This is a genomic window from Mycobacterium sp. GA-0227b, from assembly GCF_001499855.1.
GTDB lineage: Bacteria > Actinomycetota > Actinomycetes > Mycobacteriales > Mycobacteriaceae > Mycobacterium.
Map to the genome: position 1 here is coordinate 165,729 of NZ_LQIK01000012.1, position 15,783 is coordinate 181,511.

Below are 15,783 nucleotides of genomic sequence, written 5' to 3' on the forward strand. Positions count from 1 at the left end.
TCTATCGGCCGGTCACCGAAACCCTTCGCTTGAGTAACGGTTGAGTCACCGCCACACGTGTCACTTGAGTAACACCAGTAACTCCGTAGCTTCGGCCGCAGGCGTGCCGAAACAACTGATTGGGAGAACCATGCACAGCACCGGAAAACTGTTCGCCACCACGATGATCGCCGCCGCGGGAGCGATCTCGGCCGCGCTGGCGCTGAGCGCCACCGCGTCCGCACAGCCTGCCGCCCCGGCCCCCGCGCCGAGTGTGCCCGGCCTGCCCCTGATCCAGCAGTTGGCGTCGAACCCGGCCGCCGCATCGCAGCTGATGCAGGGTGTCACGTCGCTGCTCGGCAGCGCCCAAGCGCCGGCCGCCCCGGCCGCGACACCTCCGTCGGCGACAGCGTCGGTCACGCTGCCGCAGCCACCGGCAGCGTTGGCCGGTACGCCGGCACCCGCAGCGCCCGCGACGACGGCGGCCAATCCGGCGGGCAATCTGCTGTCGAACCTGCCGACCGGCCTCGCTTCGCTGATGCCGCAGAACTCGCCGTTGGCGGGCCTGCTGCCTGCCGCGGCGACCGCCGCCACGCCGAGCGCCCCGGCCGCCGCCGTCGCACCCGCGGCCGTCGCACCTGCGGCGTCGGCAGCACCCAGCGCAGGTATGGCGCCGCTGCTGATGCCGCTGTCCGCCCTTCCGTGATCACCGCGGCGACGCCGGACTACCAACTGGCCGACACGACCACCACAACCCGAACCGAGGGAGCCATGTCAGCTCGAAGGATGTTCGCCACCGTCGCCATCGCGATCGGCTCATCGGCCACGCTGCTCATCAGCGGCGTGACCGGTGTGGCCGGCGCGGAACCTCCGCCCCCGCCGCCGATCGACAGCCTGCAAGCGCCGGGCCTGACCGCGGTGCAGGGCATCAGCCCGGCGATCCAGCAGGCCGCCGCCGATCCGACGAATGCGGCGTCGACGCTGATGGCTGCGGCCGCGGTGTTCGCCGGTGACGCCGTCGCACCTGCCGACTCGCGCAATGTCGCGACGGCGGTCAACCAGTTCGTCGCCCACAATCCGGCGCCCGGCGCCGTGCCGGGCGCACAGGCGCACCTGCCTGCGGGCGTCGACCCGAGGCATGCCGTGGGACCCGCGCCGGAAGCACTGCCGGCCCCGGCACCGGAAGCGGTCGTCCCGCCGGCACCGGCCCCTGCGCCCGCGCCGGCACCCGCCCCTGCCCCAGCGCCGGCACCAGCGCCGGCGCCCGCACCCCTGGCCGCTCCGGCCCCTGCGCCGCAAGCCGCGCCAGCACCCGCGCCTGCGCCTGCGCCCGCACCCGAGGCCGCCCCCGGTCCGGCGTTCGGACCGGACGCACCACCGACGCAGGACTTCATGTACCCGTCGATCAGCAACGGCTGTCTCGCTGACGGCGGAAATGTGCTCGCCACCGCGATCTCGGTGGCGGGTCCTGCGAAGATCCCGACACCGGGACCCGGCCCCGGCCAGACCGCCTATGTGTTCACCGCGGTCGGCACGCCGGGCCCCGCGGCCGAGCAGAAGCTGCCGCTCAACGTCACCTGGGTCAACCTGACCACCGGCAAGTCAGGCAGCGCCACGCTCAAGCCGCGGTCGGACATCAACCCGCAGGGACCGACCACCTTGACCGCGATCGCCGACACCGGATCGGGCAGCATCATCTCGACGATCTTCGGACAGGTCACGACCACCGAAAAGCAGTGTCAGTTCATGCCGACCATCGGCTCGACGGTCGTTCCTTAGCGCACACTTCACCTCCGCGAGCGGCCGTGTTTGCACGGCGACACGCCGCCGCGCAATGTACAAACGCGGTCGCTCGCGCGGAGTTGTGAAGCGGAAATCAGTAGGCCATGAAGAGGATTGCGTCCCGGTCGTACTCGCGACCGGGATGCGCCTCGGAGAGGTGCGCCTGCGCCTTCTCGACCAGGTCCTCCTCGTCCTTACCGACGATCGCTTCGCCACAGGGGCAGTTCAGGTGCGTCTTCATATCCTCACCTTCGCACACGTCGCCACCGACAGGCCCAAGATATAGCCATGGACCTCTACAGCGTCATGCGCACGACCGCGGCGGTGCGCGAATACAACGGCGACCCGCTACCCGACGACGTCATCGAGCGCATTCTCGACAACGCCCGCTTCGCGCCCAGCGGCGGCAACCGTCAGGGCAACCGGGTCGTCGTGGTCCGCGATCGGCAGACCCGCGAGGCCCTGATCGAATGCGCGATACCCGGCACCAAGCGCTACATCGCGCAACTGCGCAACGGTGAGAGCCCGTGGAATCCGCTGCAGCCGTGCGGGGTTGACGCGCAGACGATCGAGGCGGTGAACGTGCCGGACCAGTCGCCGCTGCGAACGGCCGAGGCGGTGCTGGTGGTCTGCGTCGACCTCGGTGTCGTGGCAGCGTTCGACCAGCACCTCGACCGGGTCGGCCTGATCGCTGGCGCCTCGGTCTACCCGTTCGTCTGGAACATCCTGCTGGCCGTCCGAAACGAGGGCTACGGCGGTGTGCTCACCACGGCCGCGGTCGCCGAAGAGCCACGCGTCCGGGAACTGCTCGGCATCCCCGACAACTACGCGATCGCCGCGCTGCTGCCGCTCGGCAAACCGGTCCGCCAACTGACCAAGCTGACCCGGCGACCCGTCGCCGAGATCGCCACCAAGGAACGCTTCGACGGCGCCCCGCTCGGCAGCTGACGCCCCGATGCATGTTGACGTCCGGTAACAGTTCGGTCGGCAACGAGACTCGATGTCGTGGTGTCTGTTTCGGCCCCGCGGATGTCGTGCGACCTTGAATAGGTGACCTGCATGCTGGGCTACGCCACAGCAAGCACCGCCGAGCAGGGCCTCGACGGTCAGCTCGCGGCGCTCAACGCTGCAGGCGTCGATCCCCGGCGCGTCTTCACCGACCGGCTGACGGACTCCGCCGACCGCATCGGCGCGGGACTGCACGCGATGCTGAGCTATGCGCGCTCGGGCGACACCATCGTCGTCGTCGCGCTCGACCGGCTCGGCCGCACCGGCGCCGACGTCACCCGCACCGTCGCTGAACTGTGCGACCGCGGCCTTCGGCTACGCACCCTCAAGGAGGGCCTCGACACCGGAACCACGACCGGACGCGTCGTCGCCGGGGTCATCAAGACGCTGGCCCGCCTGGACTGCGACGACTCCGCGGTATCTAGCCCTTAGCGGCTTTCGCTCCGGCTGAATTCGCTCAGGCCTTGGCCGCCTTCGCGGCTGCCTTGGCCTGCTTCTTGTACGACCGCACCTTCTCCAGCGACCCGGCGTCCACCACGTCGGCCACCGACAGGAAAGAACCCGCTTCGCCGTAGTTCCCGGCGGCCTCGCGCCAACCTTGCGGCGTCACCCCGTACTGCTTGCCCAGCAATGCCAGGAAGATCTTCGCCTTCTGCTCGCCGAACCCGGGCAGCGCCTTGAGTCGGCGCAGCACCTCCGCACCGTCCGGATCACCGGCCGTCCACAACGCCGCCGCATCACCGTCGTAGCGGTCGACAATCAACTGCGCCAACGCCTGGACGCGCTTGGCCATCGAACCCGGAAAGCGATGTATGGCAGGGGTTTTCGAACACAACGAGGCGAACTTGTCGGGGTCGTACTCGGCGATCTCACGGGCGTCGACGCCGCCGATCCGGTCGGCGATCTTCTTCGGCCCGGCGAACGCCGCCTCCATCGGATACTGCTGATCGAGAAGCATGCCCACCAACAGCGCGAACGGATTGGATTCCAACAGCGCGTCGGCCTCAGGGTCTTGAACTAGCTGCAGTTTCGCCACTCGGCCAGTCTAGATCCGATGTTGGGCTTACAGTTGCGTGGCAACCAGCCCAGCGTGACGCACAACTACATCGAGGTCAGGAGTCGCCGGTGCCCGAGACCCAACAATCACCCTCGGACACCCCGATCAGCGGCAAAGAGTATCGGGCCGCACAAGCCAGCCCGGAGTTCCAGGAACTGCGTAGCAGGCTGCGCCGCTTCGTCTTCCCGATGAGCGCACTGTTTCTCGTCTGGTACTTCGCCTACGTGCTACTGGGTGCGTTCGCGCACGACTTCATGGCGATCAAGGTGTGGGGCGATATCAACGTCGGAATCCTGATCGGCCTGGGCCAGTTCGTCTCTACGTTCGTCATCACCGGTCTCTACGTCCGCTTCGCCAACCGTGAACTCGATCCGCGGGCCGACGCGATCCGCACCAAGCTGGAAGGCAACGCGGTATGACCACGCTGCTGGCCGCCGACTCGGGCGTCGGCAACCCCGTCGCCAACATCGGAATCTTCGCACTGTTCGTCGCGGTGACGCTGTACATCGTGATCCGCGCGAGCAAGAAGAACGCCACCGCCGCCGAGTTCTTCACCGCGGGACGAGCGTTCACCGGCCCGCAGAACGGTATCGCGATCTCCGGTGACTACCTGTCGGCCGCCAGCTTCCTCGGTATTGCGGGCGCGATCGCGGTCTACGGCTACGACGGGTTCCTGTACTCCATCGGTTTCCTGGTCGCCTGGCTGGTGGCGCTGCTCCTGGTCGCCGAATTGCTGCGCAACGCAGGCAAATTCACGATGGCCGACGTGTTGAGCTTTCGGCTCGAGCAGCGTCCGGTGCGCCTCGCCGCGGCGACCACCACGCTGGCCGTCTGCCTGTTCTACCTCCTGGCACAGATGGCCGGCGCCGGCGGTCTGGTCGCCCTGCTGCTCAACGTCACCAGCGACCTCGGCCAAGCCCTCGTGATCGCGGTCGTCGGGGTACTGATGATCGTCTACGTGCTGATCGGCGGCATGAAGGGCACCACCTGGGTGCAGATCATCAAGGCCGTGCTGTTGATCGGCGGTGCCGCGCTGATGACGGTGTGGGTGCTCGCCAAGTTCGGTGCGAACTTCTCCGAGATCCTCGGCGCGGCGCAATCGGCGGTGTCCGGGTCCGCCAACGAGGCCGTCGCCGGGCGCGACGTGCTGGCCCCCGGCGCGCAGTACGGCGCCTCGCTGACGTCGCAGATCAACTTCATCTCGTTGGCGCTGGCGCTGGTGCTGGGCACCGCGGGTCTGCCCCACGTGCTGATGCGGTTCTACACGGTCCCGACCGCCAAGGAGGCGCGCCGGTCGGTGGTCTGGGCGATCGCGCTGATCGGCGCGTTCTACCTGTTCACGCTCGCGCTCGGATACGGCGCCGCGGCGCTCGTGGGACCGGACACGATCCTGGCCGCGCCGGGCGGGCAGAACTCGGCGGCCCCGCTGCTGGCGTTCGAACTCGGCGGGGTGATCCTGCTGGGCATCATCTCGGCCGTCGCGTTCGCGACGATCCTCGCGGTGGTCGCGGGCCTGACCATCACGGCGGCGACGTCGTTCGCCCACGACATCTACGCCAGCGTGATGAAGAGCCACAAAGTCTCCGAGTACGAACAGGTGCGGGTCTCGCGCATCACGGTGGTGGTGCTCGGCATCTTCGCGATCGGCCTGGGCGTGCTGGCCGCCGAACAGAACATCGCGTTCCTCGTCGCGCTGGCGTTCGCGGTGGCCGCCGCGGCGAACCTGCCCACGATCCTGTATTCGCTGTACTGGCCGCGGTTCAACACCCGCGGCGCGCTGTGGAGCATGTACGGCGGCCTGATTTCGACGATCGTGCTGATCGTGTTCTCCCCCGCCGTTTCCGGCTCCAAGACCGCGATGCTGACCGACGTCGACTTCGCATGGTTCCCTCTGGCCAATCCCGGCATCGTGTCCATTCCGCTGGCGTTCGTGCTCGGCGTCGTGGGCACGCTGACATCGCGGGACCGCGGCAATCCCGACACCAACGCCGAATTCGAGGTGCGGGCGCTCACCGGCGTCGGCGCGGAGAAGGCCGTCGCACACTAGACCCAACTCGCGAACGGCGTTCCGTGAGTCGCCGCCCGCAACGGTTGAGTGGTTCTACTCATTCGCGACGGCACCCGCCCGGCCAAACTTCGAGGCATGCCGATTTTCCCGAGCCCTGCGCAGGTCGAGGCGAGTACGCCTGTCGGCCGTGACCGCGTCATCGACGTCATCCGCATCGTGTCGCTGGTCGGTGTCGTGGTGGGGCACACCGTCATGGCCACCAGCGAGATCCGCGACGACGTTTTCATCTGGAGCAACCTGCTGACCGCTTCCCCGGTCTTCCAAGTACTGACGTGGGTGTTCCAGATCATGCCGCTGTTCTTCTTCGCAGGAGTGGCGGCGTCCGTCGAGTCGTGGCAGCCGGGAACCAGTTGGGGCAACTGGCTGATGAAGCGCTGCACGAGGCTGTACCGCCCGGTGTTCTACTACCTGACGTTCTGGGCGGTCGCGTTGACCGCGGGCCGGCTCGTGCTGCCCGAGCACGTTTACGAACCGATCGCGGGGGTCTCGACCCAGCTGCTGTGGTTCCTCGGCGCCTACGTGCTGGTGCTGGCCGCGGTGCCGCTACTAGCCCGGATCACCACCGCCGGCAGGCTCGCCGGCGCGGTACTGATCGCGTGGTGCGCGGTGGCCGTCGTCGACGCGGTCCGAATCAACGTCGACGGCTGGTCGGGGCTGGGCTATTTGAACATGGCCGCTTGGCTGATCCCCGGCATGCTCGCGGTCGGCTACCGGCGCAGCCATCTGACCCCGCGCGCCGCGCTCGGAGTCGGCGTGGTGATGCTGGCGGTCAACCTCGCTCTGCTGACGTACGGACCCTACGAGCTGAGCCTCGTCGGTATCGAAACTCAGCAGTTGAAGAACATGACGCCGCCGTCACTGCTGCTGGCCGGACACGCAATCATGATGTGCGCGTTCGCGATTGCGGCCGCACCCGTCATTGCGCGGTGGGCGAGCCGGCCCCGGGTGTGGTGGGCGGTCGCGATCGGCAACACCGGTGCGATGACGCTGTACCTGTGGCACATTCCACCGCTGCTGGCGATGCACCTGGCCTTCGACTACCTCGGCTACCCACGCATCGACCCGTCGTCGGCCGGTTTCATGGTGCTGTCGATCGCGCAGTTGCTGATCATGGCGGCGGTGGTCGCGGTGTTGTTCATCGCGCTTCGGCCGCTGGAGAACGACCCGCTGCCGCTATGGGACGGCGGTTTCATCGACGGGCCCGGCGCCCGCAGCGCCGCGGTGGGCGTACTGCTGTGCGTCGCGGGAGCGGCGACACTGGCCTCAGTCGGATGGGGGCTCAAGGACCAGGGGCTCGTCTGCGTCGCGGTGATGCTCGCGGCACTGGTGGCCGCGCGACGGTTGGCCGATCGTCGTGCGATCAGCCGCTCTTGCGCCGGAACTCCCGCCGGTGCTCGACCGGACCGTGCGCCTTCGGTTGCTTAGCGCCACCGTCCTTGTGCGCAGACCCGCCGGCCGCCTGGGCCTTCTTGCGCTCCAGCGCTTCCCGGAACTTGCGCTTGGTCTCGTCTTCCGGTGCATCGGCCATGACGGCAGCCTAGCTCTACCGCCTACCCGGCGGCATCCCATATAAGTGCGAGATCGGCAGCGTCATCACCACCCGGCGGTCGTCGACCATCGCCCGCCGGTAGTCGTCCCAGTCGGGATGCTCACCGGCGATGTTGCGATACAAGGCGATCAGCGCCTCGACGGTGTCGTCGTCTCGGGAGGCCGCGGGCGGGGTGAGGACGGCGTCGCCCTCGGCGACCGCATACGACCAGCCGTCATCGGAGCTGACGTGGATCGAGGCCCGGGGGTCGCGCCGCAGATTGCGGGTCTTGGCCCGCGGCTCGGTGATCGACACCTGGATGGTCAGCGCACGCGGATCGAAGTAGTAGGACACGTTCGACAGCTGCGGGCGGCCGTCGCGCTTGATCGTCGCGAGGACGCCCAGCGAGTTCCCGCCGATCAGCGCGAGCAGCTTGTCGTCGAACACGTGGCGCCCCATGTACCGAGCCTACGTCTCTACCATCGACGTGTGACCGGTCCTGGACCTCGAATAGACGGCAATGTGCTCGATGGCGTCTCCGCGACCACGCTGTGGACGCCGCACAACCGCGCCAGTGAGGCCAAGCGGTCCGACGGGGTGATCCGCGACCCCTGGGCCGTCACGTTGTTCGACGCGATCGACTACGACTACCGCAAGTTCGGCAAACCCAACCAATCGCACGCATTGCGCGCCGTGGCCTTCGACGCGGCCGCGCGCGAATACCTGGCCGCGCATCCGAAGGCGTCGGTGGTGGCACTCGCCGAAGGCCTGCAGACCAGTTTCTGGCGTTTGCAGCGCCGCGGTGTCACCGACGAATTGACTTGGTACTCAGTCGATCTCCCTCCCGTCATGGCGTTGCGGGACAAGCTGTTACCGCACGACGACCGCATCGTGCCGCTGGCGCAGTCGGTGCTCGACCGCAGCTGGATGGATCGCGTAGACGCGACTCACGGCGTGTTCATCACCGCCGAAGGCCTGCTGATGTATCTCGATCCGGACGACGCGCTGGGCCTGATCCGCGACTGCGCGGCCCGCTTCCCCGGTGGCCGGCTGATGTTCGACTCGGTCCCGCCGTGGTTCAGCCGCCGCACGGTGAGCGGAAAACTCAAGCTCTCCGACCGATATGTCGCGCCGCCGATGCCGTTCGGGCTGTCGCCGGACGAGGCCGTCGCGCTGGCCGGGCGCATTCCCGGTGTGTGCGCCGCCCGAGACGTCGCAATGCCGCCGGGACGCGGGTTGTTCAAGGTGCTCGCCTCACCCGTCTGGGATCGCGTCGGGGTCATGCGCCGCGGCCGTCCCAGCTTCACGCTGCTGGAGTTCGGGTCATGACGCGCTATGCCGCGTTTCTGCGCGGGGTCAACGTCGGGGGCGTCAACCTCAAGATGGCCGACGTCGCAAAGGCGTTTGAAGACGCCGGATTTGGTTCGGTGCGAACGGTTCTCGCCAGCGGTAACGTCCTGTTCGACAGCAAGGCCGGAGTCGACGCGGTGCGCCGGAAGGCGGAGAAGGTGCTGCGCGACACCTTCGGCTACGACGCCTGGGTGCTGGCCTACCCGCTCGATGTGGTGGCGGCGATCTCCGGCGGGTACCCCTTCGAACGCGAGGTGCCCGAACACCACTCGTACGTGACATTCGTGACCGACGAGAAGGTGCTCGACGAGCTGGCCGCAATGGGCGACGACGCCGGACCCGACGAGAAGATCCAGCGCGGCGACGGGGTCATCTACTGGCAGGTGCCCAGAGCCGCGACGCTGGACTCGACGATCGGCAAGACCATGGGCAAGAAGCGCTACAAGTCGTCCACCACCACCCGCAACCTGCGCACGCTGGACAAGCTGTTGCGGTAGGTACATTCGGTCAGGTGAGTTCGAAAGCCGACGGCACCGTGCTGACCGGTGTCTCCGAGACCGCTTTGATGACGCTGCGCGTGCGGGCGACGGAGGCCCGTCGACCGGATGCGCTCATCGAGGACCCGATGGCCATCCAGCTCGCCGACTCCATCGACTTCGACTTCGCCAAGTTCGGGCTCTCGCGCCGTCAGGACATGGCGGTGCGGGCGCTGGCGTTCGACCGGGAGGCGCGTCGTTATCTCGGTGATCATCCACGCGCGACCGTGGTGGCGCTTGCCGAGGGACTGCAGACCAGCTTCTACCGCCTCGATGCCGCGGATGTGGGGCACGAGTTCCGTTGGCTCACCGTGGATCTGCCGCCGATGATCGAGATGCGACGCAAGCTTCTGCCCTCCTCTGACCGGGTGCAGATGCTGGCCCAGTCGGCGCTCGACTTCAGCTGGATGGATCAGGTGGACACCGAGCATGGGGTGTTCATCACCGCCGAGGGGCTGTTGATGTACCTGCAGCCGCACGAGGCGCTCGGCCTGATCGCCGAGTGCGCCGACCGCTTTCCCGGCGGACGGATGATGTTCGACCTGGCGCCGGCTTGGTTCGCCCAGTTGATCACCCGCGGCCTGTTGCGTCCGTCGTTGCGCTACCGGGTGCCGCCGATGCCGTTCAGCATGACACCCTCACAAGTCGCGGGCCTGGTCGACGAGATCCCGGGTATCCGCGCGGTGCACGACGTGCCGCTGCCGCCCGGACGCGGCAAGGTGCTCAACGCCCTGATGTGGGGCGCTCAGCGGCTTCCCATGTTCGATTCCGTACGACCGGTGTTCACGCTGCTCGAATTCGGCTGACATTTATTGCCGTACTCCTCAACGCAGCTCGTGCCTCGCCGCTAGATCGTCATTCGGCTGCGGCTGAGCTCAGCCGAACGCCGTCTCCACATACCTCAACGCATCGGCCTTGTCGACGCCGAGCGCCTTGGCCGCCGAGACGAACGTGTTCGCAGCGGTGGCCATCGCGGCGTCCGCGGGGTCCGCGCGGGCGACGAACGTTCCGAAGCGGCCACGGGTTTCGAGGATTCCGGCGGATTCCAACTCGCGGTACGCCCGGGCCACCGTGTTCACCGCGAGACCGAGCTGGCCGGCCAACTCACGCACCGTCGGCAACCTTGTCCCCGGCGCCAGCCTGCCGTCACGAACGCCGTCGATGATCTGCGTCCTCAGTTGGTCGAACAAAGCGCCTGACGAACGCTGGTCGATTCGTACCCAATCCCCCAAGTTGGCCACGTGCTCAGTATTGCCCACACCGGCTAGTTTGGTCATGTGCAGGTAACGGTTCTCAGCGGCGCGGGCATCTCGGCCGAGAGCGGGGTGCCGACGTTCCGCGACGTCGAGACCGGGCTGTGGGCGAAGGTCGACCCGTACGAAATCTCCAGCTCGGAGGGCTGGCGAGCAAACCCGGAGAAGGTGTGGGCGTGGTATCTGTGGCGGCACTACATGATGGGTGCGGTGCAGCCCAACGACGGCCACCTCGCCGTCGCGGCCTGGCAGGACCATGCCGAGGTGCACGTCGTCACCCAGAATGTCGACGACCTGCATGAGCGCGCGGGCAGCAAGAACGTCTATCACCTGCACGGCAGCTTGTTCGAATTTCGCTGCGACCGCTGCCAAGCGGCCTACGCCGGAGACCTACCCGCCATGCCGGAACCGGTGGAAACCGTCGAGCCGCCGCGGTGCGCCTGCGGCGGACTCATCCGTCCGAACGTGGTCTGGTTCGGCGAGGCGCTGCCCGAGGATGCATGGCAGCGGTCGGTGGAGGCGGTCACCGGGGCGGACCTCGTCATCGTCGTCGGCACCTCGTCGATCGTCTATCCCGCGGCCGGGCTTCCCGAGATCGCGTTGGCCAACGGCACCGTGGTCATCGAGGTGAATCCCGAACGCACACCGCTGTCCGACGCCGCGACGGTCTCACTGCGGGAAACCGCGGTGAGTGCGCTGCCCGATCTGCTGCAGCGGCTGCCCGCGCTGCTCCGCTAGCGACTCGCGTGCGTTTGATCGGTCGGCGATTCGTCAACCGAGTGCATCGGACAACTTCGTCGATTTCGAACTGTCAAGATCGGCGCTGTGTAATATCCGAAATACTCTGCTGATGAGAGGAATCCGAATGGTCAATACCCGTTTGGTTTCGGTGATCGCGGCTGTGGGCGTAATCGGCGCGGGCATCTCGGCGGGCACCGCTTGGGCGGGCGGTCAAGGTGGTGTTGTCGAGGACCCCGAGGACATCTCCGCGGCGGTCGGTACCGGTGTGTTCGAAGGCGCCGTGGTGGGTTTCACCGCGACCGGCGACACCAACGACGAGGCTTCGGCGGCCGTGATCGCGCAGTGCGAGAGCGCCGGTGGCGTGGAGTGCACCAGCGACGAGGTGACCAACGATCGGCTCTGCATCGTATCCGTCGCTGACGACGTCAGCGACGTAGTGGCGGGCGGAGCCGGCGTGACTGTCGAGGCGGCCCGCGCGGATGCATTCAATCGGGCAGCGGCCAACAACACGCCACTGAGTCCGTCCGCCCCCGTTGTCATATCGGCCTGCCCCTGATGGCCGCCGGATATCGCGACGTGCAGCGCATAACCATTCCGCTATCGCAGTTCTCGCCCGCACTGGGAAGGACACCATGATGGGCCGCATCAAGCCAGCACTGCTGATGGCGAGTCTGGTTGTCGTGACGGGCATTTCGGCCCCGACGGCCGATGCCCGACCGACCTGCCAGAATACGCAGTTCCAGTCCGTCTGCCAGACCAACGGCAGCGTGTCGATCAAGACGCGGCCGGGGACGGTTGCGCCGCCCGCGAACCAGCCCCAGCTCCCGTTCGGGATGGGCAGCGGCTTCCCCGGTCGTCGGCGGGGGTAGCCGCCCTCGGCTAGGGCTTGACCGCCCGCCCGATCGCAACCTCCGCGACCGGCAGCGGCAACCACCGCGGTATCGTCCATTCCCGCCGGGCGCCCGCCACGTCGAAGCCGGCGCCGACGATGCTTTGCTCGGTATGACGATGGGTGTGGCAGTTGCCGAGCAGCCGCGGCCACACCGTCGCGTCGGCGATCCTCTGCAGCCGCGCGCGAGCACCGCTGGCGGCGATGTGCTCGAGATAGCGGAGTTCGCCGCCCGGTCGTAACAGCGAATGCAGCTGCCGCAGCACGGTTTCGGGGTTGTCGATCGAACACAGCACCAGTGAGCAGACCACGGCGTCGAACGGTTCATTGCCGGAGGCCATGAACTGCTCGACCGTGTCGGTCCTGACGGTGACCGGGACCTGCACCGACGCGGCAGCCCGCTGGGCATGTTCGGCCAGGCGGCGCTCGGGTTCGACGGCCACCACCTCGGTGACCGTATCGGGGTAGAACTCGAAGTTGGTCCCGGTACCCGCGCCGACCTCGAGCACGCGGCCGGACAGGCCGGCGAGGTTCTCGCGGCGCAACTGCCGGATGGCGTCGGTCTCGTGCGTCGACATCACGGTCCACAACCTCGCGAAGAACGGGTTATCTACTGTGTTCGACATTCTGCAGTCCCTTCAGTTGTGCGACGGTCTCCTGCGGTGGGGCCTTCGGGTCGATGCCGCCCGCGACAATCTCTCCCACGACCACGGCCCGTAGCGCCCGGTCGGTGAATTCCTCGACGTCACCCCAGGGTAGGTACGGCCTGGAGATGAGCATCGCCGCCACCCCATGCGCCGACGCCCATAATTCCAACGCAACGACGGTCGAATCGCCAGCAGCGAAAACGCCTTCGGCCATCAGCGACTCGACCGAGCTTCGGATGTGGGCGAACGCCGAGCTGTTGAGCGCGACGTCCACGTCGCTGCCCGGCCGGCCCGGTCCCATCGTGGCAATGCGGTACAGCTCAGGCGTTTTCAGCGCGAACCGGACATACGCCATCCCCTGCGCGCGCAGCACATCAATGGTCGACGGTTCGTCGGCCGCCGCCCGTTGCATTTCCTCATCGAGATTTTCGAAATACCTCGCACACACCGCGTCGAGCAGCGCATCCTTGTCCGCGAAGTGCAGATAGATCGACGGCGGCGTCACCCCCACCCGTTGCGCCACCGACCGGATCGACACGTCTTTGGCGTGGCCGGTCTCGAGCAGCAGATCGGTGGTCGCGTCGAGGATCTCGTCGCGCAGCTGCTCTCCCGATCCGCGTGGCGCACGCCGGCGTTTCATCGCGTTCCCACGGGTTGGCTCGACGGTTCCGTTACGGCCGGCGGGGTTTCGGCCGCCTCGGCGAGGCCGATTCGTGCGTGTAGCTTGGCCAGCGGCTTGGGCGCCCACCAGTTCCAGCGGCCGAGCAGATGCATGAACGCGGGAACCAGTGCCATGCGCACCAGTGTGGCATCCGCGAGTATCGCGAGGGTCAACCCGACGCCGAACATTCGCATGAACGCCACCTCAGCGGCGATCAGCGCCGCGAACGAGATCGACATCAGCAGCGCCGCCGCGGTGACCACGCGGCCCGTCTTCGCCAGGCCGAGCGCCACGCTCTCGTCGTTGTCGGCGCGGGTCCGTCCCGACTTCAACCAGAATTCGCGGATCCGCGATACCAGGAAGACCTCGTAGTCCATCGACAACCCAAAAGCGATGCAGAACAACAGTACCGGCATGTTCGCCACCAGTGTCCCGGTCGGTGTCGTGCCCAGTGCGCCGAGATGACCCTCCTGGAAGATCCACACCAGTGCCCCGAACGCAGCCGTCAGCGACAAGACGTTGAGCACCAAGGCCTTCAGCGGTAGCACGACGCTGCCGGTGAGCAGGAACAGCAGCACGAAGGTGATCGCGGCAATCACGCCGAGCACCAGCGGTAGCCGCGACGTGATCGCCGAGGAACTGTCGCGGTTGATCTGTGCGACACCGGTCAGCTGGACCGGAACATCGGCAGGGGTGCTCACCGCCCGCAGTCGATCGAGTTGCGCCTCGGAGGCGTCGCTGAACAGGGGCGCGGTGCTGGCCACCGTGAGGAACGCGCTGCCGTCGTTGACGCCGGTCGCGGCCGAGGGCGGGCCGACCGCCCTGCCGTCGACGAACGTCCCGCCGGGCGCCGACACGGAGGACACGTCGGCGACGCGCGACAGGTCTGCGGCATAGCGGTCCACCAGCGTGGGCGCGATCCCGCGGGTGTCGGGTATGACGACAGTGACGTTGCGCGCCGAGTCGACGGCGAAGTTGGTGCGCAGGTCGTCGCCGACCTGGCGCGCCGACGCCGACTCCGGCAGTACCCGGTCGTCGGGGAATCCCCACTTCGCGCCCAGGAACGGCGCGCCGAGCACCAGCAGCAGCACGACGATCGCGAACCCGATCGGAAGTGCCCGGCGCATCACGTATTTCGTGCATTGGTACCAGAACGTCTGCTCGACGGGCTTGCGCACCGGATCCGGCCGGCTGAACACCCAACGCGCAAGCCGGCGCGCATCCAACGAATCCATCCGGTCGCCGAGCAACGCGATCGCCGCGGGCGCGACCACCACCGCTGCGACCGCCGCGAACGTCACCACCGCAATTCCCGCATAGGCGAACGACTTCAGGAAGTACATCGGAAACAGCACCATCGCGACCATCGACAGCGCCACCGTCATCGCGGAGAACAACACCGTGCGCCCGGCCGTCGCCATGGTGCGCACCAGCGCGCGGTCCCGGTCGGCTCCGTCGGCGATCTCGTCTCGGTATCTGCTGATGATCAGCAACGTGTAGTCGATCGCGAGCGCCAATCCCATTGCCACGGAGAGGTTCAACGCGAAGATCGACACGTCGGTGAAGTAGGTGACCGCGCGCAACACGGCCATCGAACCGAGAATCGCGAAGCCACCGATCGCCAGCGGCAGCGCGGCGGCCAGCAGCCCGCCGAACACCCAGACCAGCGCCACGAAGCTCAACGGAATCGCGATGGCTTCCATCCTCAACAGGTCTTTTTCGCTCTGCCCGTTGATCTGCACGTAGATCATCGCCTCGCCACCGGCGCGCACGGTGACGCCGTCGCGGTCGTGCACGAGCCGCTCGGTGAGTTCCTTCGCGTGCTTCTGCGCCCCGCTCTCGCCGCCCGTGATGCCCGCGACGATCAATCCCGTCTTGCCATCGCGACTGATCAACGCCGGCGCGGCCGTGGGCGGCGCGGTCCACAGCGATGTCACGTCGATGACGGACGGCGCGGCCCGCAGCTGTGCGGCGAGGTCCTCCCCGACGGCACGGGCCGCGGCACTCCGCGCACCCTCCTCGGAGCGCACGCTGATGAGCAGTTCCATGTCGCCCTGACCGAACTTGTCCACCAACAGCCGGGTGGCCGACGCCGACTCCGACGTCGGATCCTGGAACCCGCCGGCGGACAGGTGCTTGGCGACGGGAATCCCGAACACGCCGCACGCGACCATCACCAACACTGCGATCGCGACGACGCGCCGAGGCGCCGCCAGGGCCAGATGTGCGATTCGTTGCAGCACGCCGCATCCTCTCGATCGGCAGTCCCCTTGCGGCTAACGAC

The 15,783-nt window shown here is 67.5% G+C and carries 21 protein-coding genes; 13 read left to right on the top strand and 8 right to left on the bottom strand.

Annotated features, from left to right (window positions below; translation table 11 throughout):
- Positions 1–130: 130 nt before the first annotated feature.
- Both AU185_RS11200 and AU185_RS11205 read left to right on the top strand, forming a co-directional pair.
- Complete coding sequence (locus tag AU185_RS11200) at positions 131–685, top strand: hypothetical protein (RefSeq protein ID WP_059097900.1); 555 nt, start codon at positions 131–133, stop codon at positions 683–685.
- Between the two features lie 65 nt (positions 686–750).
- Positions 751–1,758 carry an Rv1157c family protein gene (locus AU185_RS11205; protein WP_059098397.1) on the top strand — a complete coding sequence of 336 codons (1,008 nt, stop codon included), beginning with the start codon at positions 751–753 and terminating at the stop codon, positions 1,756–1,758.
- Between the two features lie 97 nt (positions 1,759–1,855).
- Here the strand turns inward: AU185_RS11205 and AU185_RS24660 are convergent, their stop codons facing one another.
- Positions 1,856–2,002 (bottom strand): DUF1059 domain-containing protein, encoded by a 147-nt coding sequence (locus tag AU185_RS24660; protein WP_067221678.1) that lies wholly within the window; start codon positions 2,000–2,002, stop codon positions 1,856–1,858.
- 47 nt (positions 2,003–2,049) lie between these two features.
- Here AU185_RS24660 and AU185_RS11210 point away from each other — a divergent pair, with 47 nt between their 5' ends.
- A complete protein-coding gene (locus AU185_RS11210) occupies positions 2,050–2,709 on the top strand; it encodes a nitroreductase family protein (protein ID WP_059097901.1) in 660 nt (219 codons plus the stop codon).
- Between the two features lie 102 nt (positions 2,710–2,811).
- Entirely contained in the window at positions 2,812–3,201 is a 390-nt protein-coding gene (locus AU185_RS11215) for a recombinase family protein (RefSeq protein WP_156425482.1), read from the top strand.
- 25 nt (positions 3,202–3,226) lie between these two features.
- Here the strand turns inward: AU185_RS11215 and AU185_RS11220 are convergent, their stop codons facing one another.
- A complete protein-coding gene (locus AU185_RS11220; RefSeq protein WP_059097902.1) occupies positions 3,227–3,805 on the bottom strand; it encodes an HhH-GPD-type base excision DNA repair protein in 579 nt (192 codons plus the stop codon).
- A gap of 89 nt (positions 3,806–3,894) precedes the next feature.
- On the opposite strand from AU185_RS11220, the gene AU185_RS11225 reads away from it, so the two are divergent.
- The 3 genes from AU185_RS11225 to AU185_RS11235 all read left to right on the top strand — a co-directional run bounded on the left by AU185_RS11225 (position 3,895) and on the right by AU185_RS11235 (position 7,319).
- Complete coding sequence (locus tag AU185_RS11225; protein WP_059097903.1) at positions 3,895–4,245, top strand: DUF485 domain-containing protein; 351 nt, start codon at positions 3,895–3,897, stop codon at positions 4,243–4,245.
- Positions 4,242–5,873: a monocarboxylic acid transporter gene (locus tag AU185_RS11230; RefSeq protein WP_059097904.1), complete on the top strand. Its 1,632-nt coding sequence runs from the start codon at positions 4,242–4,244 to the stop codon at positions 5,871–5,873. Before AU185_RS11225 ends, AU185_RS11230 begins: the two co-directional genes overlap by 4 nt.
- A gap of 96 nt (positions 5,874–5,969) precedes the next feature.
- Positions 5,970–7,319: an acyltransferase family protein gene (locus tag AU185_RS11235; RefSeq protein ID WP_059097905.1), complete on the top strand. Its 1,350-nt coding sequence runs from the start codon at positions 5,970–5,972 to the stop codon at positions 7,317–7,319.
- On the opposite strand, the gene AU185_RS25335 is transcribed toward AU185_RS11235, so the two are convergent.
- Together AU185_RS25335 and AU185_RS11240 are read right to left on the bottom strand one after the other, a co-directional pair.
- A complete protein-coding gene (locus AU185_RS25335; RefSeq protein ID WP_172799532.1) occupies positions 7,255–7,422 on the bottom strand; it encodes a DUF5302 domain-containing protein in 168 nt (55 codons plus the stop codon). The two genes, AU185_RS11235 and AU185_RS25335, sit on opposite strands and share 65 nt — an antisense overlap.
- Positions 7,423–7,437: 15 nt before the next feature.
- A complete protein-coding gene (locus AU185_RS11240; RefSeq protein ID WP_059097906.1) occupies positions 7,438–7,881 on the bottom strand; it encodes a PPOX class F420-dependent oxidoreductase in 444 nt (147 codons plus the stop codon).
- Positions 7,882–7,911: 30 nt separating this feature from the next.
- Between AU185_RS11240 and AU185_RS11245 the strand changes: the two genes are divergently transcribed.
- The 3 genes from AU185_RS11245 to AU185_RS11255 all read left to right on the top strand — a co-directional run bounded on the left by AU185_RS11245 (position 7,912) and on the right by AU185_RS11255 (position 10,114).
- Positions 7,912–8,751 (top strand): class I SAM-dependent methyltransferase, encoded by an 840-nt coding sequence (locus AU185_RS11245; RefSeq protein ID WP_059097907.1) that lies wholly within the window; start codon positions 7,912–7,914, stop codon positions 8,749–8,751.
- Entirely contained in the window at positions 8,748–9,269 is a 522-nt protein-coding gene (locus AU185_RS11250) for a DUF1697 domain-containing protein (protein ID WP_059097908.1), read from the top strand. The genes AU185_RS11245 and AU185_RS11250 overlap by 4 nt, the downstream gene beginning before the upstream one ends.
- 68 nt (positions 9,270–9,337) lie before the next feature.
- Entirely contained in the window at positions 9,338–10,114 is a 777-nt protein-coding gene (locus AU185_RS11255) for a class I SAM-dependent methyltransferase (RefSeq protein WP_082683866.1), read from the top strand.
- Between the two features lie 69 nt (positions 10,115–10,183).
- Here AU185_RS11255 and AU185_RS11260 read toward each other — a convergent pair whose 3' ends face one another.
- Entirely contained in the window at positions 10,184–10,549 is a 366-nt protein-coding gene (locus AU185_RS11260; RefSeq protein WP_059098399.1) for an Rv1152 family transcriptional regulator, read from the bottom strand.
- A gap of 36 nt (positions 10,550–10,585) precedes the next feature.
- Here AU185_RS11260 and AU185_RS11265 point away from each other — a divergent pair, with 36 nt between their 5' ends.
- The 3 genes from AU185_RS11265 to AU185_RS11275 all read left to right on the top strand — a co-directional run bounded on the left by AU185_RS11265 (position 10,586) and on the right by AU185_RS11275 (position 12,171).
- Positions 10,586–11,299, top strand: a complete 714-nt coding sequence (locus AU185_RS11265; RefSeq protein WP_059097910.1) for an NAD-dependent deacylase — start codon at positions 10,586–10,588, stop codon at positions 11,297–11,299.
- Between the two features lie 127 nt (positions 11,300–11,426).
- Entirely contained in the window at positions 11,427–11,858 is a 432-nt protein-coding gene (locus AU185_RS11270; RefSeq protein ID WP_059097911.1) for a hypothetical protein, read from the top strand.
- Positions 11,859–11,937: 79 nt separating this feature from the next.
- Entirely contained in the window at positions 11,938–12,171 is a 234-nt protein-coding gene (locus AU185_RS11275; RefSeq protein ID WP_172800257.1) for a hypothetical protein, read from the top strand.
- 10 nt (positions 12,172–12,181) lie between these two features.
- Here AU185_RS11275 and AU185_RS11280 read toward each other — a convergent pair whose 3' ends face one another.
- From AU185_RS11280 to AU185_RS11290, 3 genes are read right to left on the bottom strand one after another with little or no spacing between them, the layout of a single operon-like run.
- Entirely contained in the window at positions 12,182–12,817 is a 636-nt protein-coding gene (locus AU185_RS11280; RefSeq protein WP_059097913.1) for a class I SAM-dependent methyltransferase, read from the bottom strand.
- Entirely contained in the window at positions 12,798–13,478 is a 681-nt protein-coding gene (locus AU185_RS11285) for a TetR/AcrR family transcriptional regulator (RefSeq protein ID WP_059097914.1), read from the bottom strand. The genes AU185_RS11280 and AU185_RS11285 overlap by 20 nt, the downstream gene beginning before the upstream one ends.
- Positions 13,475–15,742 (bottom strand): MMPL family transporter, encoded by a 2,268-nt coding sequence (locus AU185_RS11290; RefSeq protein ID WP_059097915.1) that lies wholly within the window; start codon positions 15,740–15,742, stop codon positions 13,475–13,477. The genes AU185_RS11285 and AU185_RS11290 overlap by 4 nt, the downstream gene beginning before the upstream one ends.
- Positions 15,743–15,783 lie beyond the last annotated feature (41 nt).